The organism is Microvirgula curvata (assembly GCF_054781615.1).
This window is the reverse complement of sequence record NZ_BAAGUB010000028.1, coordinates 33,555-58,161: the sequence shown is the minus strand read 5'-3', so window position 1 is coordinate 58,161 and position 24,607 is coordinate 33,555. Positions and strand designations below refer to the sequence as shown.

At 64.7% G+C, this 24,607-nt stretch carries 28 protein-coding genes; 13 read left to right on the top strand and 15 right to left on the bottom strand.

Annotated elements, in window-relative coordinates:
- Positions 1–31 precede the first annotated feature (31 nt).
- The gene (locus ACYVG8_RS11325) at positions 32–2,056 is read left to right on the top strand and encodes an NADPH-dependent 2,4-dienoyl-CoA reductase (protein ID WP_028498674.1); all 2,025 of its coding nucleotides are present in this window, start codon (positions 32–34) and stop codon (positions 2,054–2,056) included.
- A 76-nt stretch (positions 2,057–2,132) separates the two neighbouring features.
- Here the strand turns inward: ACYVG8_RS11325 and ACYVG8_RS11320 are convergent, their stop codons facing one another.
- Positions 2,133–2,891 (bottom strand): BPSS1780 family membrane protein, encoded by a 759-nt coding sequence (locus ACYVG8_RS11320; protein WP_028498675.1) that lies wholly within the window; start codon positions 2,889–2,891, stop codon positions 2,133–2,135.
- Positions 2,892–3,078: 187 nt separating this feature from the next.
- On the opposite strand from ACYVG8_RS11320, the gene tkt reads away from it, so the two are divergent.
- The 8 genes from tkt to mobA all read left to right on the top strand — a co-directional run bounded on the left by tkt (position 3,079) and on the right by mobA (position 10,976).
- A complete protein-coding gene (gene tkt / locus ACYVG8_RS11315; protein ID WP_028498676.1) occupies positions 3,079–5,064 on the top strand; it encodes a transketolase in 1,986 nt (661 codons plus the stop codon).
- Between the two features lie 62 nt (positions 5,065–5,126).
- Complete coding sequence (gene gap / locus ACYVG8_RS11310; protein WP_028498677.1) at positions 5,127–6,143, top strand: type I glyceraldehyde-3-phosphate dehydrogenase; 1,017 nt, start codon at positions 5,127–5,129, stop codon at positions 6,141–6,143.
- A gap of 55 nt (positions 6,144–6,198) precedes the next feature.
- The gene (locus ACYVG8_RS11305; RefSeq protein ID WP_028498678.1) at positions 6,199–7,377 is read left to right on the top strand and encodes a phosphoglycerate kinase; all 1,179 of its coding nucleotides are present in this window, start codon (positions 6,199–6,201) and stop codon (positions 7,375–7,377) included.
- A 45-nt stretch (positions 7,378–7,422) separates the two neighbouring features.
- Positions 7,423–8,055, top strand: a complete 633-nt coding sequence (locus ACYVG8_RS11300) for a LysE family translocator (RefSeq protein ID WP_028498679.1) — start codon at positions 7,423–7,425, stop codon at positions 8,053–8,055.
- A 58-nt stretch (positions 8,056–8,113) separates the two neighbouring features.
- Complete coding sequence (fba, locus tag ACYVG8_RS11295) at positions 8,114–9,178, top strand: class II fructose-bisphosphate aldolase (RefSeq protein ID WP_028498680.1); 1,065 nt, start codon at positions 8,114–8,116, stop codon at positions 9,176–9,178.
- A 184-nt stretch (positions 9,179–9,362) separates the two neighbouring features.
- On the top strand, positions 9,363–9,614 hold the full coding sequence (gene moaD, locus ACYVG8_RS11290; RefSeq protein WP_460745829.1) for a molybdopterin converting factor subunit 1: 252 nt from the start codon (positions 9,363–9,365) through the stop codon (positions 9,612–9,614).
- A 1-nt stretch (position 9,615) separates the two neighbouring features.
- Positions 9,616–10,080: a molybdenum cofactor biosynthesis protein MoaE gene (locus ACYVG8_RS11285; RefSeq protein ID WP_107888959.1), complete on the top strand. Its 465-nt coding sequence runs from the start codon at positions 9,616–9,618 to the stop codon at positions 10,078–10,080.
- A 269-nt stretch (positions 10,081–10,349) separates the two neighbouring features.
- A complete protein-coding gene (gene mobA, locus ACYVG8_RS11280) occupies positions 10,350–10,976 on the top strand; it encodes a molybdenum cofactor guanylyltransferase (RefSeq protein WP_460745827.1) in 627 nt (208 codons plus the stop codon).
- 98 nt (positions 10,977–11,074) lie between these two features.
- Here the strand turns inward: mobA and aroG are convergent, their stop codons facing one another.
- The 6 genes from aroG to ACYVG8_RS11250 form a co-directional block, all read right to left on the bottom strand.
- Positions 11,075–12,151 (bottom strand): 3-deoxy-7-phosphoheptulonate synthase AroG, encoded by a 1,077-nt coding sequence (aroG, locus tag ACYVG8_RS11275; protein WP_028498684.1) that lies wholly within the window; start codon positions 12,149–12,151, stop codon positions 11,075–11,077.
- 188 nt (positions 12,152–12,339) lie between these two features.
- Positions 12,340–12,756, bottom strand: coding sequence for an RNA polymerase-binding protein DksA (gene dksA, locus ACYVG8_RS11270; RefSeq protein ID WP_028498685.1), 417 nt, complete (start codon positions 12,754–12,756; stop codon positions 12,340–12,342).
- 363 nt (positions 12,757–13,119) lie between these two features.
- A complete protein-coding gene (locus ACYVG8_RS11265) occupies positions 13,120–13,419 on the bottom strand; it encodes a c-type cytochrome (protein WP_460745826.1) in 300 nt (99 codons plus the stop codon).
- Positions 13,420–13,553: 134 nt separating this feature from the next.
- On the bottom strand, positions 13,554–14,135 hold the full coding sequence (locus ACYVG8_RS11260) for a YggT family protein (RefSeq protein WP_028498687.1): 582 nt from the start codon (positions 14,133–14,135) through the stop codon (positions 13,554–13,556).
- 4 nt (positions 14,136–14,139) lie between these two features.
- Positions 14,140–14,946, bottom strand: coding sequence for a pyrroline-5-carboxylate reductase (gene proC / locus ACYVG8_RS11255; RefSeq protein WP_460745824.1), 807 nt, complete (start codon positions 14,944–14,946; stop codon positions 14,140–14,142).
- 22 nt (positions 14,947–14,968) lie between these two features.
- Positions 14,969–15,670: a YggS family pyridoxal phosphate-dependent enzyme gene (locus ACYVG8_RS11250; protein ID WP_028498689.1), complete on the bottom strand. Its 702-nt coding sequence runs from the start codon at positions 15,668–15,670 to the stop codon at positions 14,969–14,971.
- Between the two features lie 266 nt (positions 15,671–15,936).
- Here ACYVG8_RS11250 and thpR point away from each other — a divergent pair, with 266 nt between their 5' ends.
- On the top strand, positions 15,937–16,494 hold the full coding sequence (thpR, locus tag ACYVG8_RS11245; RefSeq protein ID WP_051528735.1) for an RNA 2',3'-cyclic phosphodiesterase: 558 nt from the start codon (positions 15,937–15,939) through the stop codon (positions 16,492–16,494).
- Positions 16,495–16,751: 257 nt separating this feature from the next.
- On the opposite strand, the gene ACYVG8_RS11240 is transcribed toward thpR, so the two are convergent.
- The 8 genes from ACYVG8_RS11240 to cyaY all read right to left on the bottom strand — a co-directional run bounded on the left by ACYVG8_RS11240 (position 16,752) and on the right by cyaY (position 22,562).
- Entirely contained in the window at positions 16,752–17,480 is a 729-nt protein-coding gene (locus ACYVG8_RS11240; protein ID WP_028498690.1) for an amino acid ABC transporter ATP-binding protein, read from the bottom strand.
- 10 nt (positions 17,481–17,490) lie between these two features.
- Entirely contained in the window at positions 17,491–18,153 is a 663-nt protein-coding gene (locus ACYVG8_RS11235; RefSeq protein ID WP_028498691.1) for an amino acid ABC transporter permease, read from the bottom strand.
- On the bottom strand, positions 18,150–18,896 hold the full coding sequence (locus tag ACYVG8_RS11230) for an amino acid ABC transporter permease (protein ID WP_028498692.1): 747 nt from the start codon (positions 18,894–18,896) through the stop codon (positions 18,150–18,152). The genes ACYVG8_RS11235 and ACYVG8_RS11230 overlap by 4 nt, the downstream gene beginning before the upstream one ends.
- Positions 18,897–18,987: 91 nt before the next feature.
- Complete coding sequence (locus ACYVG8_RS11225; RefSeq protein ID WP_373280113.1) at positions 18,988–19,887, bottom strand: transporter substrate-binding domain-containing protein; 900 nt, start codon at positions 19,885–19,887, stop codon at positions 18,988–18,990.
- 232 nt (positions 19,888–20,119) lie between these two features.
- The gene (locus tag ACYVG8_RS11220) at positions 20,120–20,857 is read right to left on the bottom strand and encodes an amino acid ABC transporter ATP-binding protein (RefSeq protein WP_028498694.1); all 738 of its coding nucleotides are present in this window, start codon (positions 20,855–20,857) and stop codon (positions 20,120–20,122) included.
- 148 nt (positions 20,858–21,005) lie between these two features.
- The gene (gene rsmA, locus ACYVG8_RS11215) at positions 21,006–21,803 is read right to left on the bottom strand and encodes a 16S rRNA (adenine(1518)-N(6)/adenine(1519)-N(6))-dimethyltransferase RsmA (RefSeq protein WP_028498695.1); all 798 of its coding nucleotides are present in this window, start codon (positions 21,801–21,803) and stop codon (positions 21,006–21,008) included.
- Between the two features lie 31 nt (positions 21,804–21,834).
- A complete protein-coding gene (locus tag ACYVG8_RS11210) occupies positions 21,835–22,254 on the bottom strand; it encodes a YqaA family protein (protein ID WP_112692015.1) in 420 nt (139 codons plus the stop codon).
- Complete coding sequence (gene cyaY / locus ACYVG8_RS11205) at positions 22,254–22,562, bottom strand: iron donor protein CyaY (protein ID WP_028498697.1); 309 nt, start codon at positions 22,560–22,562, stop codon at positions 22,254–22,256. The genes ACYVG8_RS11210 and cyaY overlap by 1 nt, the downstream gene beginning before the upstream one ends.
- 81 nt (positions 22,563–22,643) lie before the next feature.
- On the opposite strand from cyaY, the gene lptM reads away from it, so the two are divergent.
- Genes lptM through ACYVG8_RS11190 form a run of 3 tightly spaced genes read left to right on the top strand, consistent with a single transcriptional unit; the run spans position 22,644 to position 24,575 of the window.
- The gene (gene lptM / locus ACYVG8_RS11200; protein ID WP_084299923.1) at positions 22,644–22,844 is read left to right on the top strand and encodes an LPS translocon maturation chaperone LptM; all 201 of its coding nucleotides are present in this window, start codon (positions 22,644–22,646) and stop codon (positions 22,842–22,844) included.
- Positions 22,845–22,846: 2 nt separating this feature from the next.
- Complete coding sequence (gene lysA / locus ACYVG8_RS11195; RefSeq protein WP_028498698.1) at positions 22,847–24,103, top strand: diaminopimelate decarboxylase; 1,257 nt, start codon at positions 22,847–22,849, stop codon at positions 24,101–24,103.
- On the top strand, positions 24,096–24,575 hold the full coding sequence (locus ACYVG8_RS11190; RefSeq protein WP_028498699.1) for a GNAT family N-acetyltransferase: 480 nt from the start codon (positions 24,096–24,098) through the stop codon (positions 24,573–24,575). The genes lysA and ACYVG8_RS11190 overlap by 8 nt, the downstream gene beginning before the upstream one ends.
- Positions 24,576–24,607 lie beyond the last annotated feature (32 nt).

Below are 24,607 nucleotides of genomic sequence, written 5' to 3'. Positions count from 1 at the left end.
TGACCCGCACGCCCCCTCCGTGGAGAAAAACATGACCGCCTATCCGCACCTGCTTGCCCCGCTGGACCTCGGCTTCACCACCCTGAAAAACCGCGTCCTGATGGGGTCCATGCACACCGGACTGGAAGAGCTGCCCGACGGCCCGGAGCGGCTGGCGGCGTTCTATGCCGAACGCGCACGCGGCGGCGTCGGCCTGATCGTGACCGGCGGCGTCGCGCCGAACGAAAAGGGGCGGGTGTATGCCGGCGGGTCGGAACTGACCAGCGCCGCCGAGGGCGCGCGCCACCGTGTCGTGACCGACGCCGTGCACGAAGCCGGCGGCAAGATCGCGCTGCAGATCCTGCATACCGGTCGCTACAGCTACCAGCCCGAACCGCATGCGCCATCCGCGCTGCAGGCGCCGATCAACCCGTTCGCGCCGCTGGCCATGACCGGGGACGACATCCGCCAGACCCTGGCCGATTTCGCCCGCTGCGCCGTGCTGGCGCGCGATGCCGGCTATGACGGGGTCGAGGTGATGGGGTCGGAAGGCTATCTGATCAACCAGTTCCTCACCACGCGCACCAACCACCGTGACGACGAGTGGGGCGGCTCGTTCGAGAACCGCTGCCGCTTTGCGCTCGAGGCGGTTCGTGCCGTGCGCGCCGCGACCGGCCCCGACTTCATCATCATCTACCGCCTGTCGATGCTGGATCTGGTCGACGACGGTTCGAGCTGGGACGAAATCGTCGCCCTGGCCCGGCAGGTCGAAGCGGCTGGCGCCACGATCATCAATACCGGCATTGGCTGGCACGAGGCCCGTATCCCGACCATCGCCACCATGGTGCCGCGTGCCGGCTTCGCCTGGGTAACCCGCAAGCTGATGGGCTCGGTCGGCATCCCGCTGGTGACCACCAACCGCATCAACGACCCGGCGGTGGCCGAACGCGTGATCGCCGACGGCTGCGCCGACATGGTGTCGATGGCGCGCCCGTTCCTCGCCGACCCGGCTTTCGTGCAGAAAAGCGCGGAAAACCGCGCCGACGAGATCAACACCTGCATCGGCTGCAACCAGGCCTGTCTGGACCACATCTTCGCCGGCAAGCTGACCTCCTGTCTGGTCAACCCGCGCGCCTGCCACGAAACCGTGCTGGTCACGCCGCCGGCCCCGGCCCGCAGCAAGCGCCTGGCCGTGGTCGGCGCCGGCCCGGCCGGCCTGGCCTTTTCCACCGAAGCCGCCCGTCGCGGCCATGCGGTGACGCTGTTCGACGCGGCCGACGCGATCGGCGGCCAGTTCAATATCGCCCGCCAGATTCCGGGCAAGGAAGAATTCAACGAAACGCTGCGCTATTTCCGTCGCCAGATCGAGCTGACCGGCGTCGAGCTGCGCCTCGGCCACCGCGTCGGCGCCGACGACCTGGCCGGCTTCGACGAGGTGATCCTGGCCACCGGCATCGCGCCACGCCTGCCGGCCATTCCCGGCATCGAACACCCGAAGGTGCTCAGCTACGTCGACGTGCTGAAGCACAAGAAACCGGTCGGCAAGACCGTCGCCATCATCGGCGCCGGCGGCATCGGCTTCGACACCGCCGAATACCTGACCCAGGGCGGCGAATCGACCAGCCTCGACCCGGCTGCCTTCGCCCGCGAGTGGGGCATCGACATGGCGCTGGCCCATCGCGGCGGCCTGGCTCCCGCCGGGGTCGCGCCGCATGCCAGTCCGCGCAAGGTGTACCTGCTGCAGCGCAAGGCAAGCAAGGTCGGCGACGGCCTCGGCAAGACCACCGGCTGGATCCACCGTGCCAGCCTGCAGATGCGCGGCGTGAAGATGGTCAACGGCGTCAGCTACGACCTGATCGACGACGCCGGCCTGCACATCACCGTCAAGGGCGAGACCCAGGTGCTGCCGGTCGACAATGTGGTGATCTGTGCCGGTCAGGACCCGCTGCGCGAGCTGGTCGAGCCGCTGCAGGCGCGCGGACAGACCGTGCACCTGATCGGCGGCGCCGACGTGGCGGCCGAACTCGACGCCAAGCGCGCCATCCTGCAGGGCACGCAACTGGCACTGTCGATCTGATCGCCCCCGGGGGCAGCAAACGAAGCAAAAGCAATGGCGGCCATCAGGCCGCCATTGTCGTTCTGGTGCAGGTCAATCAGCCGATGACATCCACATTCTGGCCGGTCTCGCGCCCGCTGCCGAACAGGTCGTGGTAGCCGACGACCGGCACCAGCAGCGCCAGCGGCGTGAACACCAGCATGCCGAGGCCGAGCAGCATGGCCGCCAGCATCATCAGCGCCATCATCCACAGGAACATGACGAAGAACGCGCCGAAGTTGCGCACGCTGGCAGTGAACGATTCGCGCAGCGCAGCCAGCGGCGCCAGTCCGTGCCACAGCACCAGGATCGGTGCCAGCCAGAAGGCCATCGTCAGCAGGAAGGTCGCCGGCAGTGCCGCCACCAGCAGGGCCGACACCACCTCGCCCAGCAGCGCCGGGTCCTCGGGCGCCAGCGTGCCGGTCGGCATGCTGAAGCCCAGCATGGCCGCCAGCGAGAAAAACACCAGGTACATCAGTACCGATGCGGCCAGGTACATCGCGCCGAGCACGAAGAACGGCAGCGCCCGCTGCGACTCGAAACAGCCGAACAGGTCGAGCACGCGCGGGCGTTCGTCGCGCGCAGCGCGGGCCGCAGCCACGGCGCCGCCGGCCATCAGTGCCGGGGTCAGGATCGCGGCCAGCAACTGGCCGAGCACCGGCACCATGCTCAGCACCAGCTGAATCAGCATGAAGACAACACCGATGCCGATCCATGGCAGCGGATAGTCACGGAACAGACGCCATGCGGCGACGATCCAGCGCCGACCGGCACTGGCAGGAACGCGCCGGACTTCCGGCAACGGGGTGGACTGCATGAAAACTCCCTCAGGGCTTATTACAGCTTCGATGCAGGCGGAAGGTTGCCGCCCACGTCGTCATTCGGCGATAATCGCATGATTTTTTTGCAGGCTTTCGCGTCCTGCGCCTCCGGTGACCCTCCGACCCGGACGCCGTGCCGCGCGGCAGGCCCGCCTACACAGCCACTCTTCCGAGGTTTTTTTGATGGTCACGCGCAAAGAGCTCGCTGACGCCGTTCGCGTTCTCAGCATGGATGCAGTGCAACAAGCCAATTCCGGCCACCCCGGCATGCCGATGGGGATGGCGGACATTGCCGTCGCATTGTGGAAGCATCACCTTAAGCATAACCCTGCCAACCCGAAGTGGGCCGACCGCGATCGCTTCGTGCTGTCGAACGGGCACGGCTCCATGCTGCTGTACAGCCTGCTGCACCTGACCGGCTACGATCTGTCCATCGACGACCTGAAGCAGTTCCGCCAGTTGCATTCGAAGACGCCGGGCCATCCCGAATACGGCTATGCGCCGGGCATCGAGACCACGACCGGGCCGCTGGGGCAGGGTATCACCAACGCGGTCGGCATGGCGCTGGCGGAGAAGGTGCTCGGCAAGAGCTTCAACCGGCCGGGCCACGACATCGTCGACCACCGCACCTGGGTCTTCCTCGGTGACGGCTGTCTGATGGAAGGCATCAGCCATGAGGCCTGCTCGCTGGCCGGCACCTGGGGCCTGTCCAAGCTGACCGCGTTCTGGGACGACAACGGCATCTCCATCGACGGCGACGTCGAAGGCTGGTTCACCGACGACACGCCGAAGCGTTTCGAAGCCTACGGCTGGCACGTGATCCGCAACGTCGACGGCCATGATGTCGACGCCGTGCTGAAGGCCATCGACGCCGCCCGCGCCGAAACCGGCAAGCCGACGCTGATCTGCTGCAAGACCGTGATCGGCATGGGCGCGCCGAACAAGCAGGGCGGCCACAACGTGCACGGCGCCCCGCTGGGCGCGACCGAAATCGCCGCCGCCCGCGAATTCCTCGGCTGGCCGCATGCGCCGTTCGAGATCCCGGCCGACATCTATGCCGGCTGGAGCGCCCGCGACAGCGGCAATGCCGCCGAAGCCGACTGGACCGCGCGCTTCAATGCCTACCGTGCCGCTTTCCCGGCCCTCGCCGACGAATTCGAACGCCGCATCGGTGGCAAGCTGCCGGCCGACTGGGCCGCCTTCGCCGCCGACGTGGTCGCGCAGATCGCCGCCAAGGGCGAGACGCTGGCCACCCGCAAGGCATCGCAGAACGCCATTGAAGCCTTCGCGCCGAAGCTGCCGGAGCTGCTCGGTGGCTCGGCCGACCTGGCCAGCTCGAACCTGACGCTGTGGTCCGGCTCGAAGGACGCCAACAGCGCCGAAGGCGGCAACTACGTGTACTACGGTGTGCGCGAGTTCGGCATGGCCGCAATCATGAACGGCCTGTACCTGCACGGCGGCTTCAAGCCGTACGGCGCCACCTTCCTGATGTTCAGCGAATACGCACGCAATGCACTGCGCATGGCGGCGCTGATGAAGATCAGCCCGATCTTCGTGTTCACCCACGACTCGATCGGTCTGGGCGAGGACGGCCCGACCCACCAGCCGGTCGAACAGGTCGCCACCCTGCGTCTGATCCCGAACATGGACACCTGGCGCCCGTGCGACACGGTGGAATCCGCCGTGTCCTGGCAGGCTGCCATCGAGCGCAACGACGGCCCGAGCACGCTGATCTTCAGTCGCCAGAACCTGCCGTTCATCCCGCGTGATGCCGGTCAGGTGGCCGCAATCCGCCGCGGCGGCTACGTGCTGCGCGATGCCGACAATGCCCGTGCCGTGCTGATCGCCACCGGCTCGGAAATCGAGCTGGCACTGAAGGCGCAGACCGCGCTGGCCGGGCAGGGCATTCCGGTTCGCGTGGTGTCGATGCCGTCGACCAGTGTGTTCGACCGCCAGGGCAAGGACTGGATCGCCTCGGTGCTGCCGAAGGCGCTGCCGCGCGTCGCCATCGAAGCCGGCCACCCGGACGGCTGGCGCAAATACGTCGGCCTGGACGGCGCCGTGGTCGGCCTCGACCACTTTGGCGAATCCGCGCCGGCCAAGGTGCTGTTCGAAACCTTCGGCTTTACCGTCGACAACGTCGTCGCCACGGTGAAATCGGTACTGTAAGCCTGACCGGCGGCGCCTGCGGGCGCCGCCGCACCCTTTACGAATGACTGGAGATCTACGCCATGGCTCTTCGCCTTGCCATCAACGGATACGGCCGCATCGGCCGCCAGGTCCTGCGCGCCATCTACGAATACAATCTGCGCAACGAATTTGAAGTCGTGGCGGTCAACGCCTCCGGCGACCTGGCTACCAATGCGCACCTGACCGCCTTCGACACCGTCCACGGCCGTTTCGCCGGCGAAGTCAGCCATGACGACAGCCACCTGATCATCAACGGCGACGCCATTCCGTTCTTCGCCACCCGCAACCCGGCCGAACTGCCGTGGAAGGCGCTGAATGTCGACCTGGTGCTCGAATGCACCGGCGCCTTCACCTCGAAGGAAAAGGCCCGCGTCCACCTCGAGGCCGGCGCGAAGAAGGTGCTGATCTCGGCGCCGGGCGGCGATGACGTCGATGCCACCGTGGTCTATGGCGTCAACGATGACGTGCTGCGCGCCGGCATGACCGTGGTCAGCAACGCCAGCTGCACCACCAACTGCCTGGCACCGGTCGCCAAGGCGCTGAATGACAGCCTCGGCATCGTCAAGGGCCTGATGACCACCATCCACGCCTACACCAACGACCAGGTGCTGACCGACGTCCGCCACAAGGACCTGCGTCGCGCCCGTTCCGCCACCCAGAACATGATCCCGACCAAGACCGGCGCGGCCAAGGCCGTCGGCCTGGTGCTGCCGGACATGGCCGGCAAGCTCGACGGCTTCTCGGTGCGGGTGCCGACCATCAATGTGTCGCTGGTCGACCTGACCTTCGAAGCGGCCCGTGACACCACGGTGGCCGAAGTCAACGAACTGATGAAGGCGGCGGCCGACGGCCCGATGAAGGGCGTGCTCGGCTACAACACGCTGCCGCTGGTGTCGATGGACTTCAACCACACCCGTGAGGCTTCGCACTTCGACGCCACGCTGACCAAGGTGTCCAACGGCAACCTGGTCAAGGTTCTGGCCTGGTACGACAACGAGTGGGGCTTCAGCTGCCAGATGCTGAATACTGCCCGCGCGATGTTCGCCGCGCGTCAGTAATCCCCCGGAGGGCCGCTACGGCCCTCCACTCAATTTATTAACGGGCTCCAAGGCCATGCATTTCAACAAACTGACCGACATCAATCTCGACGGCAAGCGCGCGCTGATCCGCGTGGACATGAACGTGCCGGTGAAACACGGCAAACTCGGCGACGACACCCGCATCCGCGCGTCGATGCCATCGATCGAACACTGCCTGAAGCACGGCGCCGCCGTCATCCTGATGTCCCACCTCGGTCGCCCGACCGAAGGGGAACCGCGGCCCGAGGACAGCCTCGCGCCGGTCGCGCAGCGTCTGTCCGAGCTGCTGGGCCAGCCGGTACCGGTCATTACCGCATGGCAGGACGGCATCGACATCAAGCCGGGCCAGGTGGTGATGCTGGAAAACGTCCGCCTGAACCGCGGCGAGAAAAAGAACCTGCCCGAGCTGGGCCAGGCGTATGCCAGCCTGTGCGATGTCTTCATCAACGACGCGTTCGGCACCGCCCACCGTGCCGAGGCCTCGACCCATGCCGTTGCCCGCTTTGCGCCCCTGGCCTGTGCCGGCATCCTGCTGACCGCCGAACTGGAAGCCCTCGGCCGCGCCCTGGAGGCCCCGGCCCGCCCGCTGGTCGCCATCGTCGCCGGCTCCAAGGTGTCGACCAAGCTGACCATCCTCGAATCGCTGGCCGACAAGGTCGACCAGCTGATCGTCGGCGGCGGCATCGCCAACACCTTCCTGCTGGCCGAAGGCCATGGCATCGGCAAGTCGCTCGCCGAATCCGAACTGGTCGGCGAAGCGAAGAAGGTCATTGCCAAGATCCGCGCCAATGGCGGCGATGTGCCGCTGCCGACCGATGTGGTCGTCGCGCCGGAATTCTCGGAAAACGCCGACGACACGCTGAAGCTGGTCGATGACGTCACCAAGGACGACATGATCCTCGACATCGGCCCGCAGTCCGCATGCCGCCTGGCCGAAATCGTCGCCCATGCCGGCACCGTGGTCTGGAACGGCCCGGTCGGCGTGTTCGAGTTCGACCAGTTCTCCGGTGGCACCCAGACCCTGGCGCGCGCCATCGCCGACAGCGACGCGTTCTCGATCGCCGGCGGCGGCGATACCCTGGCCGCCATCGCCAAGTTCGGCGTGACCGACCGCATCGGCTACATTTCCACTGGCGGCGGCGCCTTCCTCGAATTCCTGGAAGGCAAGGAATTGCCGGCCGTCGCCATCCTGGCCGAACGCGCCTCGCACTGATCCCGGTCCCGGCAGATGCCGGCCCGGCAACTCCTGGAGTGGCCCATGTCGTTCAATACCTGGCTCCTGTTCGTCGTGACCGTGTTCTTCGTCTCGGCCACTCCCGGCCCGAACATGCTGCTGGCGATGACCCACGGCATTCGTTATGGCGTGCGCCATACGCTGCCGACCATGTCCGGCCTGCTGGTCGGGCTCGGTCTGATCATGGCCGGTTCCGCCGCCGGACTGGGGGCGGTACTGGCCACGTCCGAGCTGCTGTTCGCCGTCATCAAGTACGCCGGCGCCGCCTACCTGATCTGGCTCGGGCTGCGCACCTGGTTTGCCCGGGTCGAAGCGCCCGCCGTCGCCGAGACCGATCCGCAGCTGCGCGATGCCAGCTGGCAGCAGCGCTTTCGCACCGGTTTTCTGGTGTCGATGAGCAACCCGAAGGCTTTCATTTTCTTTACCGCCCTGTTCCCGCAGTTCATGCATGCCGATGCGCCGCAAGGCCCGCAGTTGCTGGTGCTGGCCATCACGTTCTACGTGATCGAGACCAGCTGGCAGTTCGTCTACGCCACCGGCGGCGCCCGGCTCAAGCACTGGCTGACCAGCCCGTTGCGGATGCGCTGGGTGAACCGCTTTGCCGGCAGTTCCTTCATGGTGGCCGGCGTTGCGCTGAGCAGCGTGAGCAAGGCCTGATCATTACCCGTTCGCGCGCGGCCCCTGCCGTGCGCGCCGTTTTCTGGAGAATCCAAACATGGCTCTCGTTTCCCTGCGCCAGCTGCTCGATCATGCAGCCGAATACAGCTATGGCCTGCCGGCCTTCAACGTCAACAACCTCGAACAGATGCGCGCCATCATGGAAGCCGCCGACAAGGTCGACGCGCCGGTGATCGTCCAGGCCTCGGCCGGTGCGCGCAAATACGCCGGCGCACCGTTCCTGCGCCACCTGATCCTGGCCGCGATCGAAGAGTTTCCGCATATCCCGGTGGTCATGCACCAGGACCACGGCACCAGCCCGGATGTGTGCCAGCGCTCGATCCAGCTCGGCTTCAGCTCGGTGATGATGGACGGCAGCCTGAAGAGTGACGGCAAGTCCCCGGCCGACTACGACTACAACGTCGACGTGACCCGCACCGTGGTCAACTTCGCCCATGCCTGCGGCGTGTCGGTCGAAGGCGAGATCGGCTGCCTCGGCAGTCTGGAAACCGGCATGGCCGGCGAGGAAGACGGCGTCGGCGCCGAAGGCGTGCTCGATCACAGCCAGTTGCTGACCGACCCGGAAGAAGCCGCGCAATTCGTCAAGGATACCGGCGTCGACGCGCTGGCCATCGCCATCGGCACCAGCCACGGCGCGTACAAGTTCTCCAAGAAGCCCACCGGCGACGTGCTGCGCATCGACCGCATCAAGGAAATCCACGCCCGCATCCCGAACACCCATCTGGTGATGCACGGCTCGTCCAGCGTGCCGCAGGAATGGCTGAAGATCATCAACGAGTTCGGCGGCGATCTCGGTGAAACCTATGGCGTGCCGGTCGAGGAAATCGTCGAAGGCATCAAGCACGGCGTGCGCAAGGTCAATATCGACACCGACCTGCGTCTGGCCAGCACCGGCGCCGTGCGTCGCTTCCTGGCCCAGCATCCGGCCGAATTCGACCCGCGCAAATTCCTGAAGGTCTCCACCGACGCGATGCGCGACCTGTGCATCGCCCGCTACGAAGCCTTCGGCTCGGCCGGTCAGGCCAGCAAGATCAAGCCGGTCAACCTCGACACCATGGCCAATCGCTACGCCAGCGGCGCGCTGGCCCAGGTCGTGCGCTAAATCCCGCACCTTTCGTCCCCGCTAACGGGGACCGCCCGGCCGTGGGCATGACATGGCCCGGGCAGGCATCAGAGGCCGTTCGTCCGCGAACGGCCTCTGTCGTCTATGCCGTCCGGACGATGGCAGCCCGGCCGTCGAACGCATATAGTTCCGTTGCCCCGTCTGTCACCCATCTGAAAACGCCATGCAGCTACACATCCTGTACTTCGCCCGCCTGCGCGACACCTTCGGCCGCGCGGAAGAACACCTGGAATTCTCCGGCACCACCATCGGCGCCCTGATCGACCTGCTGGTCGCCCGGGGCGACAACTGGCGCGAAGCGCTGGGAGGCGGGCGCCCGTTCCGCGTCGCCCGCAACCAGGCGATCGCCACCGTGGACACCGTGCTCAGCGAGGGCGACGAAATCGCGATCTTCCCGCCGGTCACCGGAGGCTGAAATGGACGTCCATATCCGTGTCAGCCACGACGACTTCGATACTGCCGCCGAGATCGCGCGTTACCAGCGCCCCGGTATCGGCGCCGTGACCGCCTTTGTCGGCCTGGTCCGCGATTTCGGTGATGGTGACAACGTGGTCGCCCTGGAACTCGAGCACTATCCGGGCATGACCGAAAGCGAACTGGCGGCCATCATCGATGACGCCGGCCGCCGCTGGCCACTGGATGGCGTCACGGTTATCCACAGGGTAGGCCGGCTGGAACTGTCCGAACGCATCGTGCTGGTCGTCACCGCCTCGGCCCACCGCCGCGCGGCCTTCGAGGGCTGCGAGTTCGTCATGGACTGGCTGAAGACCCGGGCGCCGTTCTGGAAGCGCGAATGGGGAGCGGATGGTCAGTCGCGCTGGGTGGACGCCAAGGACAGCGACGACAGCGCCGCCGCGCGCTGGGAAGATACCCCCAAATAAGTCACACCCTGCCCACACTTTATCCATAGACTTGTCCACAGCGCGGCGTTGTCCCGCTTCCGCCCAGACCGTGCCACCGCGATTTTCATCCACCGTTTTATGCACAGGCTGCACGGCAATGTTTCCCGTGAAACATTTCAGCAATGGCAGCAGAAAATCCTGCAATAACAGCATGTTCTGCGTGAAACCGGAATAAGCCCGCCATAAGACAAGAGTATTGACAATTTCCATGCACAAAGTTATCCACAACTCAGGCCGGATTTTCCTGCATGGAAAATAAGACCGGAAATGTCCGCGCCTACTCGGCACTGATCCTGGCAGGCGGCCAGGCATCGCGGATGGGCGGCGTCGACAAGGGCTGGGTCCGCCTCGGCCAGACGCCGCTGATCCGCTGCTCGCTCGCGGCGCTGTCACGCCAGGCAGAGCCGCCGCGGCAGGTTCTGATCAGCGCCAACCGCCACCTCGACGACTATGCGGCACTGGGCGTACCGGTGCTGCCGGACGTGCTTCCCGGCTCGCTCGGACCGCTGGCCGGCCTGCACGCGGCACAATTGTCCCCATTGTTATCCACAGGCGAACCGCTGCTGGTCATCAGCGTGGACACGGTCAGACTGCCGGACAATTTCGCTTCGCGATTACTGGATGCCCTGGCAGCCGGCCACGACGCCGTATCCGCCAGCGACAGTGAGCGCTGGCACCCGACACTGATGATGGTCAGGACCGGCCAGGCCGCGTCGCTGGCGGATTACCTGCTTGGCGGCGGGCGCAGCATCCGCGGCTGGCTGGGCGGCCTGCGCCACGCCACGGTGGCATTCGGGCAGCCGTTCCCCAATCTCAATACGCTGGACGATGTGGCCAGCCTGGCGGCCGGGCAGGGCGGTGTCGCGCCCGACTGAAGGCCGGCTTTTCGACCGTGCTGTCCACAGCCGCCAGACAGAAAGAAACCGCCCCGTGGCCGATGCCACGGGGCGGTTTCTGTCTCCACTGCCGATGCTTACTTGCCGGACGGTGCGCCGTTCTTCGCCCGGCGGGCGCGGACCGCATCGGCCAGGGTGCCCAGCAGGTCGACCGTATCGTCCCAGCCGATGCACGCGTCGGTGATGCTCTGGCCGTAGGTCAGCGGGCAGTTCGGCTTCTGGTCCTGGCGGCCTTCGACCAGGTGCGACTCGATCATCACGCCGAAAATGTGTTCGTCGCCACCGGCCAGCTGGGCAGCGATGTCATCGCCGACTTCCATCTGCCGGCGGAAGTCCTTGCGGCTGTTGGCATGACTGAAGTCGACCATCAGCTTCTGCGGCAGGCCGACGGCGGCCAGTTCGGCCGCTGCGGCCTGCACGTGCGCAGCCGAGTAGTTCGGTTCCTTGCCGCCGCGCAGGATCGCATGGCAGTCCGGGTTGCCGCCGGTGTTGACGATGGCGGAGTGCCCAGTCTTGGTCACCGACAGGAAGTGGTGGGAATTGCCGGCGGCACGGATGGCGTCGATGGCGATCTTCAGGTTTCCGTCGGTACCGTTCTTGAAGCCAACCGGACAGGACAGACCGGACGCCAGTTCGCGGTGCACCTGCGACTCGGTGGTCCGCGCGCCGATCGCGCCCCAGCTGATCAGGTCGGCGAAGTACTGCGGCGTGATCATGTCGAGGAATTCGGTCGCGGCCGGGATGCCCTGGTCGTTCAGTTCCAGCAGCAGCTTGCGCGCAATGCGCAGGCCCTTGTTGATATCGTAGGACTCGTCCAGGTTCGGGTCGTTGATCAGCCCCTTCCAGCCGACGGTCGTGCGCGGTTTCTCGAAGTAGACCCGCATCACCACCACCAGCGCGTCTTCGTGCTGCTGGCGCAGCGCCTGCAGACGATTCGCGTACTCGTGCGCGGCAGCGGTATCGTGGATCGAACACGGGCCGACCACGACCAGCAGACGGTCATCCTCACCATGCAGCACGCGGGAAATATCGCGACGCGTATTAAAAATCAGTTCCGACGCCGCCTCGCTGATCGGGAGTTCATACAGATGGGCGATCGGCGGAAGCAGTTCCTTGATCTCACGGATTCGGACGTCGTCGGTCTGGCGTTGCATGATGAAGGCTTTCGGCTGCGAGGGAAAATGTTGCGAGGCATCAAATCTATCGCGCTTTGCCGGCAGGTGCAAACGCGATACCGCGCCGTCATGGACCGGCGACAGGATTCCCGGCAAGCAAAACGCCGCCCGTGAGGGCGGCGCAGGCTCATGGCGGCAATGTCGCCAGACATTGCCGGGGTGCCGGATCAGTCGGCGAACTGCTTCTTCAGCCGTTCGCGGCGTTCCTGGGCTTCGACCGACAGCGTCGCGGTCGGGCGGGCCAGCAGGCGCTTGAGGCCGATCGGCTCGCCGGTGTCTTCGCAGAAGCCGTAGGAGCCGTCTTCGAGCTTCTTCAGCGTCGACTGGATCTTTTGCAGCAGCTTGCGCTCGCGATCGCGGGTGCGCAGCTCCAGCGCGTATTCTTCTTCCAGTGTGGCCCGATCCGCCGGGTCCGGCGTGGCCTCCTGCTCTTGCAGGTGGTTGGTTGTGGCACTGGCGTTGTTGATCAACTCTTCCTGCATCTGCAGGAGACGTTCGCGGAAGAACTCCAGATGATCGGCGTTCATGTAGTCGCTATCGTCGCCGTTCCAGTTGAGGACGTCCTGTTCGGTCAGCTTGGCCATATTTGTTATCCGGCGAGATGAAAACGGCGGGCAGATTACCGGTGGTAGCGCTTGAGAGCAACCACCGCAATGCGGGGACATGCCCCGTTCCCCCGTTTCAACGCACATATATAGAGGGGGGAATGCCGTTCTACAAGGTATTTCAATAAAAGTGAAGCGGGAAAACGATCCCCGCTCCGGACGGTCGACAAACCCCGCCAGGTCAGGACGCTGCGGTCCGCGAGGTTCCCCCGCGACGGGCGAGGGTGGTGGCCGTCGGTGCCCACCTTTTATAGCAGCATGGTGCGGAAAAGCGGCCACGTGCGGTGATGCGCCGGACGCAAGGCGGGGACGATGCCGCCGCGCCCGGCATGGAGCGCCAGATTACTTCTGCGACAGCACCCACTTGACCAGCGTCTTCGCATCCGCTTCGCTGATGTTGTTGGCCGGCATCGGGACCGGACCCCAGACACCCGATCCGCCCTTCATCACCTTTTGCACCAGCGCGGCTTCATTGCCACCCTTGTACTTGGTAGCCACGTCCTTGAACGCCGGGCCGACCAGCTTCTTGTCGACGGTGTGACAGGACATGCAGTTCTTCTGCTGAGCCAGTTGCAGGTTGGCAAACGCCGGCAGGGTCGTCATCGTGCCCAGCACGGTCAACGCCACGAGTATTTTTTTCATCGATTGTTCTCCACAGGGTAATCAGGCCACGCGGGGACACTGCCCCGCGTGCGCGTCAGCATACTCTTTATTTTTCTGGAAAATATTGATCAACCTCTAGGCAACTGACATAAACCGCCGTCAGTCGGCCCCGCTCAGACACCGAACTGCAATTGTGCCAGCAGCATCCGCTCCAGGAAGGCTATCGGCAGCATCAGCACCACCTGAAGCACGATCAGCAGCGCCAGCGGCGACAGATCCACCTGGCCGATCATCAGCCGGCGGAACGGCCGCAGGAACGGTCGCGTCAGCAGTTCCAGCAACGGTGCCAGCGGATTGTACGGGCTGACCCAGGACAGTACCGCCTGGACGATGACCGCTCCCATCAGCAGGTAGACCGTGGCACGGAACACATACAGTACCGCCAGCAGCGCCATCGACAGCCAGTTGGATGGCAGTGCGAAATTGTACGGCAGCGGTGCCAGCACCAGCAGCAGCACGATGGCGATCAGCGAGGTCAGCCATGCGGTCAGCAGCGTGGCCGTATCGTAGCCGCGCCAGGCCGGAATCCGCTTGCGCAGCGGAAGTACGATAAAGTCGGTGGCCGAACGGACGAACTGGACCAGCGGATGGCGCAACGGCGCGTTGGCCAGCTGCAGGTAGAAGCGCAGCAGCAGGACCAGCACGAACAGGTCGGAGGCGGTCTGGATCAGGAAACGCAGGGTATCGGCTAGCATCGGCTCAGCTCCGCGAGAAGTCGGCGCTCATTTCGACCGCCCGGGCGCGGCAAGCCAGCGCACCGCGCACGATGGCCTCCTTGACCCGGTCATCCTCGAAGCTGGCGATCGCCCGCTCCGTGGTACCGCCCTTGCTCATCACCTTGCGCTTGAGTTCGCCAGCCGGCTCGCCGCTGTCGCGCAGCAGCGCGATGGCACCCTCGAACGTTTCCAGCGCCAGTTGTCGCGCGGTCTCGGCATCGAAACCGACGTCGCGGCCGACCGCTTCCAGCGCTTCGACAAAATGGAACACATAAGCCGGACCGCTGCCGGACACGGCGATGACATCGTCGATGCCGCTCTCGGTCCCGACCCACAGCACGCGACCTACCGCCGTCATGATCGCTTCGGCAGCGTTCCGGTCGGCCACGGCCACGTCTGCCGCCGCGTAGAGGCCGCTGACGCCCTTGCCAACCAGGGCAGGGGTGTTGGGCATCACCCGCACGATGCGCGTCGTGCCGCCGCTCCAGCGCGACTGGGTGGCGATATCCACGCCGGCAGCGATCGACACCAGCAGCGCGCCGTTCAGTCGCGGGGCCAGTTCGGTGCAGACCGCCTTCAGGTTCTGCGGCTTGACCGCCAGCACGATGACATCGTCGGCAGACAGCGCGGCGGGCAGGGCGGACAGCGCCGTCACGCCATACTTCGCCGCCAGGGCATCACGCTTTTCCTCGCTGTGTTCGACCACGCTGATCGTCGTTCCGGGCTGGCGGTACAAACCGCCGATGATGGCGGTGGCCATATTGCCGCCGCCAATAAACAAGACGTTCATGAGTGCTCCAGAAAAAGGGGGGTTAACGCACGCCGTAGTCGCGCGCACCGAAAATCGCCGTACCGACCCGAACCAGTGTCGAGCCGGCGCCGATGGCCGTTTCCAGATCGGACGACATGCCCATCGACAGCGTGTCGAGTGTCAGCCCGTCGGCGCGCAGCTGCTCACGCAGCGCCGCCAGCCGGGAGAACTGGCCGGCCAGCGTGGCCGGGTCGGCATGCGGGTCCGGTATGCACATCAGCCCGCGCAACGTTAACCGCGGCAACTTAGCCACGGCTTGCGCGAGGGCAATTGCCTGCCCGGGCTCGCAGCCGCTCTTGCTCTGCTCGCCGGAGACATTGACCTGCACACAGACGTTCAGCGCCGGCAGCTGTGCCGGGCGTTGTGCCGACAGCCGCTCGGCAATCTTCAGCCGGTCGACCGAATGCACCCAGTGTGCCAGCTCGGCCACGACGCGCGTCTTGTTGCTTTGCAGCGGGCCGATGAAATGCCACTCGATATCGGTCAGTGACGCCAGTTCGGCGCACTTGCTTTCCAGCTCCTGCACATAGTTTTCGCCGAAGGCACGCTGCCCGGCGACATGGGCGTCGCGGATGGCATCGGCGGGAAAGGTCTTGCTCACGGCCAGCAGGCGTACGCTGCCCGCAGGCCGGTTCGAGGCTTGTTCCGCCAGGCGGATACGCTGGTTCACCTGCTCCAGCGCGGAAGAAAGGGACATTGTCATGTTTTCGCGTTGCGGTGGGGGTAAACGGTTTCTACAACTCAGAATGCAGTCATGCCACTCGCGGAGAAAGTATAAACGGTGCGTTGACGGCCGGACTGCGGAGATTGGCGGGCAGCAACGGCTTGCAAGACCCCGGCGCGCACCACCACGGCGGACAGTCGCGGACTGTCGGCGGGGAAGCCAAGGCATCAGCATGCCCGATCGCCATGATAGTCCAATCCACGCCAGCCGGACCGTTGACGGCGTCCACCGCCAGGGAGACCGAAATGCGCCTGTTCTTTGCCGCGACACCGCCGCCGCCACTGTCTGCGGCCCTGTGCGCCGTGTCGCAGACCCTGCTGCCGCAAAGCGGCGGGCGCCAGGTCCCGCCCCGGCTGATCCACCTGACCCTGGCCTTTCTCGGCGAGATGCCCTCGGCACGGGTGCCGGTGCTCAATGCACTGGCCGCTCCCTTGCCGTTCATTCCGTTCACGCTGACCCTGAGCCGCGCCGGCAGCTTTTCCACCCGCGCCGGCTGGCTGGCCCCCTCGCAGACACCGGCGGAACTGCGCCAGCTGGTCGAGGTGCTGACCTCGACACTGAACGGCAACGGGTTTCACGTGGAACAACGCGCGTACCGCGCACACCTGACCGTCCTGCGCTCACTGCAGCAGCCCCTGCCGGCACAGGCGCTTGCCGAACCGCTCGACTGGTACATCGACCACTATGCGCTGGTCGCCTCGACCCTGACGCCGCACGGCCCGCGCTACAAGATCATGTGCCGGTTCGGGCGGCTGCAGGATCAGAACAGTGAAAGCGGAACGGTGCAGCAGCCGCTTCCGTAAATGCAGAACGGTGAGCCTCAGCTCACCGTCAGACTGCTGATAAAGGTTGGCACAGACGGTTGCAGTGGCGTTGGTGCACGCCCGACTGACAGAATCTGTCGTGAGCACGGCAGTCTGCCTGATTGAATCCGGCCTCTTCCGTCCCCGCCGCCGCGGGGAAACCTCGCTTCGCTCGTCCGTTCTTCGCGGGCGGGGTGGATGGACAAACGGTGAGCCAGCGCTCACCGTTTGTCCATTACCGGGGCGGAAACCCGCGATCAGTGATTCAGGATCTTCGACAGGAACTGCTGCGCGCGTTCGCCGCGCGGTGCGCCGAAGAAGTCGTCCTTGCTGCAATCCTCGACGATCGAACCGCGGTCCATGAAAATCACCCGGTCGGCCACGCGTCTGGCGAAGCCCATTTCGTGCGTCACGCACATCATGGTCATCCCTTCGCGCGCCAGCTCGGTCATCACGTCCAGCACTTCATTGATCATTTCCGGGTCGAGGGCCGACGTCGGTTCGTCGAACAGCATGGCAATCGGGTCCATCGCCAGCGCACGGGCAATGGCGACGCGCTGCTGCTGGCCACCGGACAGCTGTCCCGGAAACTTGTTCGCCTGTGCCTTCAGGCCGACACGCTCCAGCAGCTTCATGCCCTTGTTCATCGCTTCTTCCTTGCCGCGGCCGAGCACTTTCTGCTGGGCGATGGCCAGGTTCTCGGTGATCGACAGGTGCGGGAACAGCTCGAAGTGCTGGAACACCATGCCGACCCGGCTTCTGAGTTTCGGCAGGTTGGTCTTCGGGTCACCGACCGAGATGCCGTCGACGATGATCTCGCCCTTCTGGAACGGTTCCAGCGCATTCACGCACTTGATCAGCGTCGACTTGCCCGAGCCGGACGGCCCGCAGACCACGACGACTTCGCCGGTCTGCACGGCGGTCGTGCAGTCGGTCAGCACCTGAAACTCGCCGTACCACTTGGAAATATTCTTGATTTCAATCATGGGGAATTCCTTAACGCACGATGGCGATTTTGGCATGCAGCCGTTTCACCAGTCGCGACAGCGCATAGCTGATCACGAAGTAGATCACCGCAACGGCGGAGTACATTTCCACCAGCGTGTTGTCACGGTTTGCCACCTTGCTGGCCGCCCCCAGCAGGTCGGTCGCGCCGACCACATAGACCAGCGAGGTATCCTGGAACAGGATGATGACCTGCATCAGCAGCAGCGGCACCACGTTGCGGAACGCCTGCGGCAGGATCACATAGCGCATGTTCTGCCCGTAGGTGAAGCCCATCGCCGCCCCGGCGCTGACCTGGCCGGTCGAGATCGACTGGATGCCGGCACGGATGATCTCGCAGAAATAGGCGGCCTCGAACACGGCGAAGGTCACATAGGCCGAGCGCTCGGCGCCGACATCAAGGCCCAGCATCAGCGGCACCAGGATGTAGATCCAGAAGATCACCAGCACCAGCGGAATCGAGCGGAACAGGTTCACGTAGCTGGACGCGAGCAGGTTCAGCCACTTCATCGACGACAGGCGGGCCATGGCCAGCAGGGTGCCGAACAGCACACCAAACACGGTCGACGTCAGCGTCAGCGACAGCGAGTACTTCAGGCCCTGCCACAGGAAGCCCTGCGCATGAACGACAGCGGAGAAATCGAAATTCATCATTTGCCCCCGCCCACGTAGCCCGGCACGCGGGATTTCTTCTCGATGAACGCCATGACGCGGTTCACCGCCAGCGCGACGATCAGGTACAGCACACTGGTCATCGTCATCACTTCGATCGGGTTGGCCGGTGCGTATTCACCGGTAATCTGGCGCATCTGGAACGTCAGTTCGGTCAGCCCGATCACCAGCGCAACCGCCGAGTTCTTGAAGATGTTCATGAACTCGCTGGTCAGCGGCGGAATCATGATCCGGTACGCCATCGGCAGCAGTACGTAGCGATAGGTCTGCGGCAGCGTAAAGCCCAGCGCCAGGCCGGCGTTCTTCTGTCCGCGCGACAGCGCCATGATGCCGGTCCGCACCTGCTCGGCCACCCGGGCGGCGGTATACGCACCAAGCGAGAACACGGCGGTGAAGAATTCCGGCAGCGGCATGTCCTGCTTGACCCAGTCGCCGGCCGCTTGCGGCAGGAACTCCGGGAAGACGAAGAACCACAGGAACATCTGCACGATCAGCGGCACGTTGCGGAAAATTTCCACGTACACGGTACAGATGCCCGAAATCCATTTGTTCGGCGCCGTGCGACCGACACCGATGATCGAACCGACGATCAGCGCGATGACCCAGGCCGCCAGCGCGGTCGCCACCGTCCAGCCCAGGCCGGACAGCAGCCACTGATAGTAGAACTCGTCGGTATCCGGGACGCGTTCGAGAATCACGCCCCAGTTCCATTGATACTGACCCATACCTTTGTTACTCCAACGCTAGATCCGGCCTGGGCACAGGCCGGAAACAACAGGAGGCCTGGCGGCCTCCTGTCGCTCATGCCAACTGCAATCAGATACCCTTGTCGGTCGGGTTCTTGACGGCTTCCTTGAGCTGCGGGCTCATCGGCAGGTTCAGGTTGATGTTGCGCGGCGGAATCGGGCTGGTGAACCACTTGCTGTACAGCTTGTTGATTTCACCGGACTTCATCAGTTTGGTCAGGGTACCGTCGACGGCAGCCTTGAACTGCGGATCGTCCTTGCGGATCATGATGCCGTATGGCTCGACCGACAGGGCCGGACCGACAATCGCGTAATCCTTCGGGCTCTTCGAGTTGGCGATCAGGCCGGCCAGCAGCACGTCATCCATCACGAAGGCGGCGGCACGGCCGGTTTCGACCATCAGGAACGAGTCGGCGTGATCCTTGCCGTAGACGTTCTTGATGTTCAGCTGCTTGCCCTTCTCGTTCTGCTTGATGTAGCGGTCCGACGTGGTGCCGGTGGTGGTCACCACCGACTTGCCGTCGACGTCGTCGATCGACTTGATGCCCGAACGCGACTTGACCAGCATGCGCACGCTGGTCACATAGGTCGACACGCTGAAGGCGACCTGCTTCTGGCGTTCGACCGAGTTGGTGGTCGAGCCGCACTCGAGGTCGACGGTGCCGTTGGTCATCAGCGGAATGCGCGTCTGCGACGTGACCGGTACCAGCCTGGTCACCAGCGTCGGCATGTTCAGTTCTTTCTTCACGTCGGCGACCACGCGGTTACACAGGTCCATCATGTAGCCGACCGGCTTCTGGTTGCCGTCAAGGTAGGAAAACGGAATCGACGACTCGCGGTAGCCGATGACGATTTCTCCCTTGTCCTTGACTTTCTTCAGCGTGCCGGTCAGTTCGGCGGCCAGTGCGGGTGCTGACACGACCGCAGCAGCGACTGCGGTAACGATCAGGCGGGAGGCAAATTGCATCATGAAGAGTCTCTCCTTCTTTGGTGATGGGTGCCTTTGAACGACACCCATGGTCCAGCAGCCGGCCTGACTCGGACCGACCCCTATTTCATGGTGCGGCGAGCCGCACCGGGCGAATGTAGAAACGTTTTTCCTGAATGCCGGCATGCGCCGTTCATATCGCGCAGCCGTGCCGCCCCCGCCAGCCCGCAGGGCAGGAAAGAGGGCAGGGCCCGCAGTGGCGCAAGCGCCCCGGTCAATGCATCGGGGACAGCACCTGCTTCAGGAATTGTTTTGCCCGCTCGTGTTGCGGGTTCTTGAAGAAATCTTCCGGTCTGGCCTGCTCGAGAATCTCGCCCTGGTCGATAAAGATCACCCGGTCTGCCACTTCACGGGCAAAACCCATTTCGTGGGTTACCACCATCATGGTGATGCCGGTATCGGCCAGGTCTTTCATCACCTTCAGCACTTCGCCAATCATTTCCGGGTCGAGCGCCGATGTCGGTTCGTCGAACAGCATGACCTTCGGCTGCATGGCCAGTCCGCGCGCGATGGCCACGCGCTGCTGCTGTCCACCGGACAGCTGGCTCGGGAACGCGTCCTTCTTGTGCGCCAGACCGACGCGCTCCAGCAACTCGCCGGCACGCTTCTCAGCGCTCGCCCGCGACATCCGCCGCACCTGCATCGGCGCCAGCGTGATGTTGTCGAGCACCGACAGGTGCGGATACAGATTGAAGTGCTGGAACACGAAGCCGACTTCGGCGCGCAGCGCGTTCAGGTCGGTCTTCTGGTCGACGACGTTCTTGCCATCCACCCACAGCTCGCCGGACGAAATCGGCTCCAGCTGGTTCACGCAACGGATCAGCGTCGATTTGCCCGAGCCGGACGGACCGCACACCACGACCACCTCACCCTGTTTCACTTCCAGGTTGATGCCGTTCAGGACGTGCAGATCCTTGTTGTACCACTTGTGTACGTCGACAAAGCGGATCACGTATTCCCCTCTATTGCCACGTCATCGCGTGCTCTTCGGCAACGTAATTGACGTAACGTTTTGTCATGTAGAATTTTCGGCCGAGTGTAAGGCGCGTCTTACCCGATGGCAATAAGGTCGAACCCTATCAACAGCATAATTCGCTGATTCACTGCCCTGATTCAATGCGTTGCACTGCAACACGATCGGCGAGGGCGACAAACTCCGCCAGCGTCAGCGTTTCCGGCCGCCGCTGCGGGTCGATCGACAGCGCGGCAAAATCCTCATCACCCAGCAGGCCGCGCAGATTGTTGCGCAGGGTCTTGCGCCGCTGGCCAAAGGCCGAGGCCACCAGTTCGGCAAACACCGCCGTGTCGCGCGCCGGGTGCGGCAGTGCGGCATGGGGGACCATGCGGATCACGGCAGAATCGACTTTCGGTGGCGGATCAAAGGCTTCCGGCGGCACGTCGAGAATGCGCTCCATGTCGAAACGGTACTGCAGCATCACGCCAAGGCGGCCGTAATCGGCCGTGGCGGGCTCGGCCACCATGCGGTCGACCACTTCCTTCTGCAGCATGAAATGCATGTCGACCACCGACTCCGCGTAGTCGGCCAGATGAAACAGCAGCGGGGTCGAAATGTTGTACGGCAGGTTGCCGACCACCTTGAACGGTTTGCCAGCAACAAGCGTGCCAAAATCGAATTCGAGCGCGTCGCCTTCATGGATGGTCAGCCGTTCCGGCTGGAACTGGCGGCGCAGGCGGGCAATGATGTCGCGGTCGATCTCGACCACGTGCAGATGATCGAGCCGGTCCAGCAGCGGCCGCGTCAGCGCGCCGAGCCCCGGTCCGATCTCGACCACCGTATCGTCGCGTCGCGCGGCGACGGCGGACACGATGTCGTCGATGATGATCGGATCTTGCAGAAAATTCTGCCCGAAGCGTTTTTTCGGAATATGTCGGGACATGGGTATCGTCAGCGTAAATGAAGTGTGGAGATCACCACACGAAGGGCAGGCTGATCAGGCCGTAGCGGACCAGCTTGCCGATGGCGAGGTAGAACAGGGTCGGGCGCCACGGCAGCCGCAGCCAGCCGGCGGCGACGCACAGCGCGTCACCGATCACCGGCACCCAGGACAGCAGCAGCGCCGATGTGCCCCAGCGTGACAGCCAGGCCAGGGCACGGCCGGACGTTTCCTTGCGCGGCAGGGCGCGGCCGAGCCAGACACTGGTGGCCCCGCCGAGGGTATTGCCCAGCGTCGCCAGCAGTACGGCGGACAGCGCCTGCTCCGGGTAGACCGACAGGAACGCGGCCAGCGCGATTTCGGAGTTCCCCGGCAGCACGGTCGCCGACAGGAAGGCCGACAGCGTCACGCCGGCCAGCCCCCAGTCGGCGGGAATGCTGTTGAGAAAATCCATCAGAACGAGAACGGCTCGCCAGCCTGACCGGCCACCATCTCGCCCAGGCGGGCAAACAGTTCGCCGCCGTTGCGGGTGTCGATCCAGGCCGTGCCGTCATGGCGGAAGTGGAAACCGCCACTGCGCGCGGCCACCCAGATTTCCCGGTTCGGTTCGTGCCGGTTGACGATAATCTGGCTGCCATTGTCAAACTCGAGGGTCAGCACATTGCCGGTACGCAACGCGTCACCGATGCCGGCGTCGTCGAATGCATTCAGGATGCGGTCAAGCACCGCCTCGGAAGCGGCAAGAAATTCACTGTCATTCATGGGTATTTGCCACGCGGTTGCCCCGCGTGCATTCGAAGGTTGCGTTAACATCGGGATTTTGCCACAAGCCACTCTCCCGCCATGCGCCGACTCGTCCTTGTTCCCCTCGTGCTGACCGCCGTGCTGCTTTCGGCGTGCGGCTACAAAGGTCCGCTCTATCTGCCGACCAATCCGCCCGCCAAGCACAAGTCGGGACCGACCGCCGCACCGGCGACGCCGGCCAGACCTGCCGCTCCGCAAACCGAACCGGTCACTCCCGATCAGCTCCCCGAGGATCAATAACCGTGCAAGCTTTTCAGTATCAGGATCGCGAACTCTTCGTCGAAGACGTCCCGCTCGCGCAAATCGCCGACACCTTCGGCACGCCGTGCTACGTATACGCCGAATCGGCACTGACGCAAGCCTATAGCGCCTATAGCAATGCGTTTGCCGGCATCGACCATCTGGTCTGCTACGCGCTGAAAGCCAACTCGAACCTGGCCGTCATCCGCCACTTCGCCAGCCTCGGTTCCGGTTTCGACACCGTGTCGATCGGCGAAATCCGTCGCGTGCTGGCCGCCGGCGGCGAAGCCGGCAAGATCGTGTTCTCCGGCGTCGGCAAGAGCGCGGACGAAATGCGCCAGGCGCTGGAAATCGGCATCCACTGTTTCAACGTCGAATCGGTCAACGAGCTCGAACGCCTCAACCGGGTGGCAGGGGAGGCCGGCAAGCGGGCACCGATCAGCCTGCGCGTGAACCCGAACGTCGATGCCAGGACCCATCCGTATATCTCGACCGGGCTGAAGAACAACAAGTTCGGCATCGCCTACGAGCAGGCGCTCGATACCTATCGCCGCGCCGCCGCGCTGCCGAACCTGAACGTGATCGGCATCGACTGCCATATCGGCAGCCAGCTGACCGACGCCACGCCGCTGATCGACGCGCTCGATCGCCTGCTGGTACTGGTCGACCAGCTCGGCGAGGCCGGCATCCGCCTGAAGCACGTCGACATCGGCGGCGGGCTCGGCATCCGCTACGACCACGAGACCCCGCCGGATGTCGCCGCCTACGCGGCAGCCATCAAGCAGCGGCTGGCCGGTCGCGGACTGTCGCTGCTGCTCGAACCGGGCCGCTCGCTGGTCGGCAACGCCGGCGTGCTGCTGACGCGCATCGAGTACCTGAAGCAGGGCGACGGCAAGCACTTCGCCATTGTCGACGCGGCGATGAACGACCTGATGCGCCCGTCGTACTACCAGGCCTACCACCAGATCCGCCCGGTCACCCGCCGCGACGACGCGGTCGCCACCTATGACGTGGTCGGCCCGGTGTGCGAGTCGAGCGACTTCCTCGGCAAGGACCGCGAACTGGCGGTGCAGGAAGGGGATCTGCTGGCGGTGATGTCCGCCGGGGCCTACGGTGCGACGATGAGCTCGAACTACAACACCCGCCCGCGCGGCGCCGAGCTGCTGGTCAGCGGCGACAGCGTCCGGCTGGTGCGTGCCCGCGAAACCTTCGAGCAACTGATCGCCAACGAAATCGGCCTGCTGGACGGCAATGACTGAACTGACTCTCCGCGAGGCCGACTTCAGCTCGGCCGACGATCTGGCCCGCGTGGTAGCGCTGGTCGATGCCTATGCCAGCGACCCGATGGGCGGCGGCACGCCGCTGAGCGCCGAGGTGCGCGAGCGCCTGCCACGCCTGCTGGCCACCCACCCGACCGCCTTCGCCGTGCTCGCCTTTGCCGGCGACACGCCGGTCGGCGTCGCCCTGTGCGTGCTCGGCCTGTCGAGCTTCGCCGCACGTCCGTCGGTCAACCTGCACGACCTGGCCGTGCTGCCGGGCCAGCGCGGACTCGGCATCGGCCGCCGGCTGCTCGAAGCAGTGGCCGATGCCGCCCGTCGCCGCGATGCCTGCAAGGTCACGCTGGAAGTGCGTCCGGACAATGACGTCGGCCGCCATCTGTATGCCGACGTCGGCTTTGAATTGTCGGCCCTGTGTGGCCAGGCTTACCTGATGATGGAAAAGCCGCTGTAGGCTGATCCGGCACAAAAAAATCCCGCCAGCGC

Coding starts and splice junctions, on each gene's coding strand:
- ACYVG8_RS11240 (WP_028498690.1), bottom strand. CDS start 17,480: ATGATTGAAATCAAGAATATTTCCAAGTGGTACGGCGAGTTTCAGGTG.
- thpR (WP_051528735.1), top strand. CDS start 15,937: ATGCGCCTGTTCTTTGCCGCGACACCGCCGCCGCCACTGTCTGCGGCC.
- ACYVG8_RS11225 (WP_373280113.1), bottom strand. CDS start 19,887: ATGATGCAATTTGCCTCCCGCCTGATCGTTACCGCAGTCGCTGCTGCG.
- ACYVG8_RS11250 (WP_028498689.1), bottom strand. CDS start 15,670: ATGACAATGTCCCTTTCTTCCGCGCTGGAGCAGGTGAACCAGCGTATC.
- tkt (WP_028498676.1), top strand. CDS start 3,079: ATGGTCACGCGCAAAGAGCTCGCTGACGCCGTTCGCGTTCTCAGCATG.
- moaD (WP_460745829.1), top strand. CDS start 9,363: ATGCAGCTACACATCCTGTACTTCGCCCGCCTGCGCGACACCTTCGGC.
- aroG (WP_028498684.1), bottom strand. CDS start 12,151: ATGCAACGCCAGACCGACGACGTCCGAATCCGTGAGATCAAGGAACTG.
- ACYVG8_RS11325 (WP_028498674.1), top strand. CDS start 32: ATGACCGCCTATCCGCACCTGCTTGCCCCGCTGGACCTCGGCTTCACC.
- gap (WP_028498677.1), top strand. CDS start 5,127: ATGGCTCTTCGCCTTGCCATCAACGGATACGGCCGCATCGGCCGCCAG.
- ACYVG8_RS11235 (WP_028498691.1), bottom strand. CDS start 18,153: ATGATGAATTTCGATTTCTCCGCTGTCGTTCATGCGCAGGGCTTCCTG.
- cyaY (WP_028498697.1), bottom strand. CDS start 22,562: ATGAATGACAGTGAATTTCTTGCCGCTTCCGAGGCGGTGCTTGACCGC.
- rsmA (WP_028498695.1), bottom strand. CDS start 21,803: ATGTCCCGACATATTCCGAAAAAACGCTTCGGGCAGAATTTTCTGCAA.
- ACYVG8_RS11230 (WP_028498692.1), bottom strand. CDS start 18,896: ATGGGTCAGTATCAATGGAACTGGGGCGTGATTCTCGAACGCGTCCCG.
- ACYVG8_RS11285 (WP_107888959.1), top strand. CDS start 9,616: ATGGACGTCCATATCCGTGTCAGCCACGACGACTTCGATACTGCCGCC.
- ACYVG8_RS11265 (WP_460745826.1), bottom strand. CDS start 13,419: ATGAAAAAAATACTCGTGGCGTTGACCGTGCTGGGCACGATGACGACC.
- dksA (WP_028498685.1), bottom strand. CDS start 12,756: ATGGCCAAGCTGACCGAACAGGACGTCCTCAACTGGAACGGCGACGAT.
- ACYVG8_RS11305 (WP_028498678.1), top strand. CDS start 6,199: ATGCATTTCAACAAACTGACCGACATCAATCTCGACGGCAAGCGCGCG.
- ACYVG8_RS11190 (WP_028498699.1), top strand. CDS start 24,096: ATGACTGAACTGACTCTCCGCGAGGCCGACTTCAGCTCGGCCGACGAT.
- fba (WP_028498680.1), top strand. CDS start 8,114: ATGGCTCTCGTTTCCCTGCGCCAGCTGCTCGATCATGCAGCCGAATAC.
- proC (WP_460745824.1), bottom strand. CDS start 14,946: ATGAACGTCTTGTTTATTGGCGGCGGCAATATGGCCACCGCCATCATC.
- ACYVG8_RS11320 (WP_028498675.1), bottom strand. CDS start 2,891: ATGCAGTCCACCCCGTTGCCGGAAGTCCGGCGCGTTCCTGCCAGTGCC.
- ACYVG8_RS11210 (WP_112692015.1), bottom strand. CDS start 22,254: ATGGATTTTCTCAACAGCATTCCCGCCGACTGGGGGCTGGCCGGCGTG.
- lptM (WP_084299923.1), top strand. CDS start 22,644: ATGCGCCGACTCGTCCTTGTTCCCCTCGTGCTGACCGCCGTGCTGCTT.
- ACYVG8_RS11300 (WP_028498679.1), top strand. CDS start 7,423: ATGTCGTTCAATACCTGGCTCCTGTTCGTCGTGACCGTGTTCTTCGTC.
- ACYVG8_RS11260 (WP_028498687.1), bottom strand. CDS start 14,135: ATGCTAGCCGATACCCTGCGTTTCCTGATCCAGACCGCCTCCGACCTG.
- mobA (WP_460745827.1), top strand. CDS start 10,350: ATGGAAAATAAGACCGGAAATGTCCGCGCCTACTCGGCACTGATCCTG.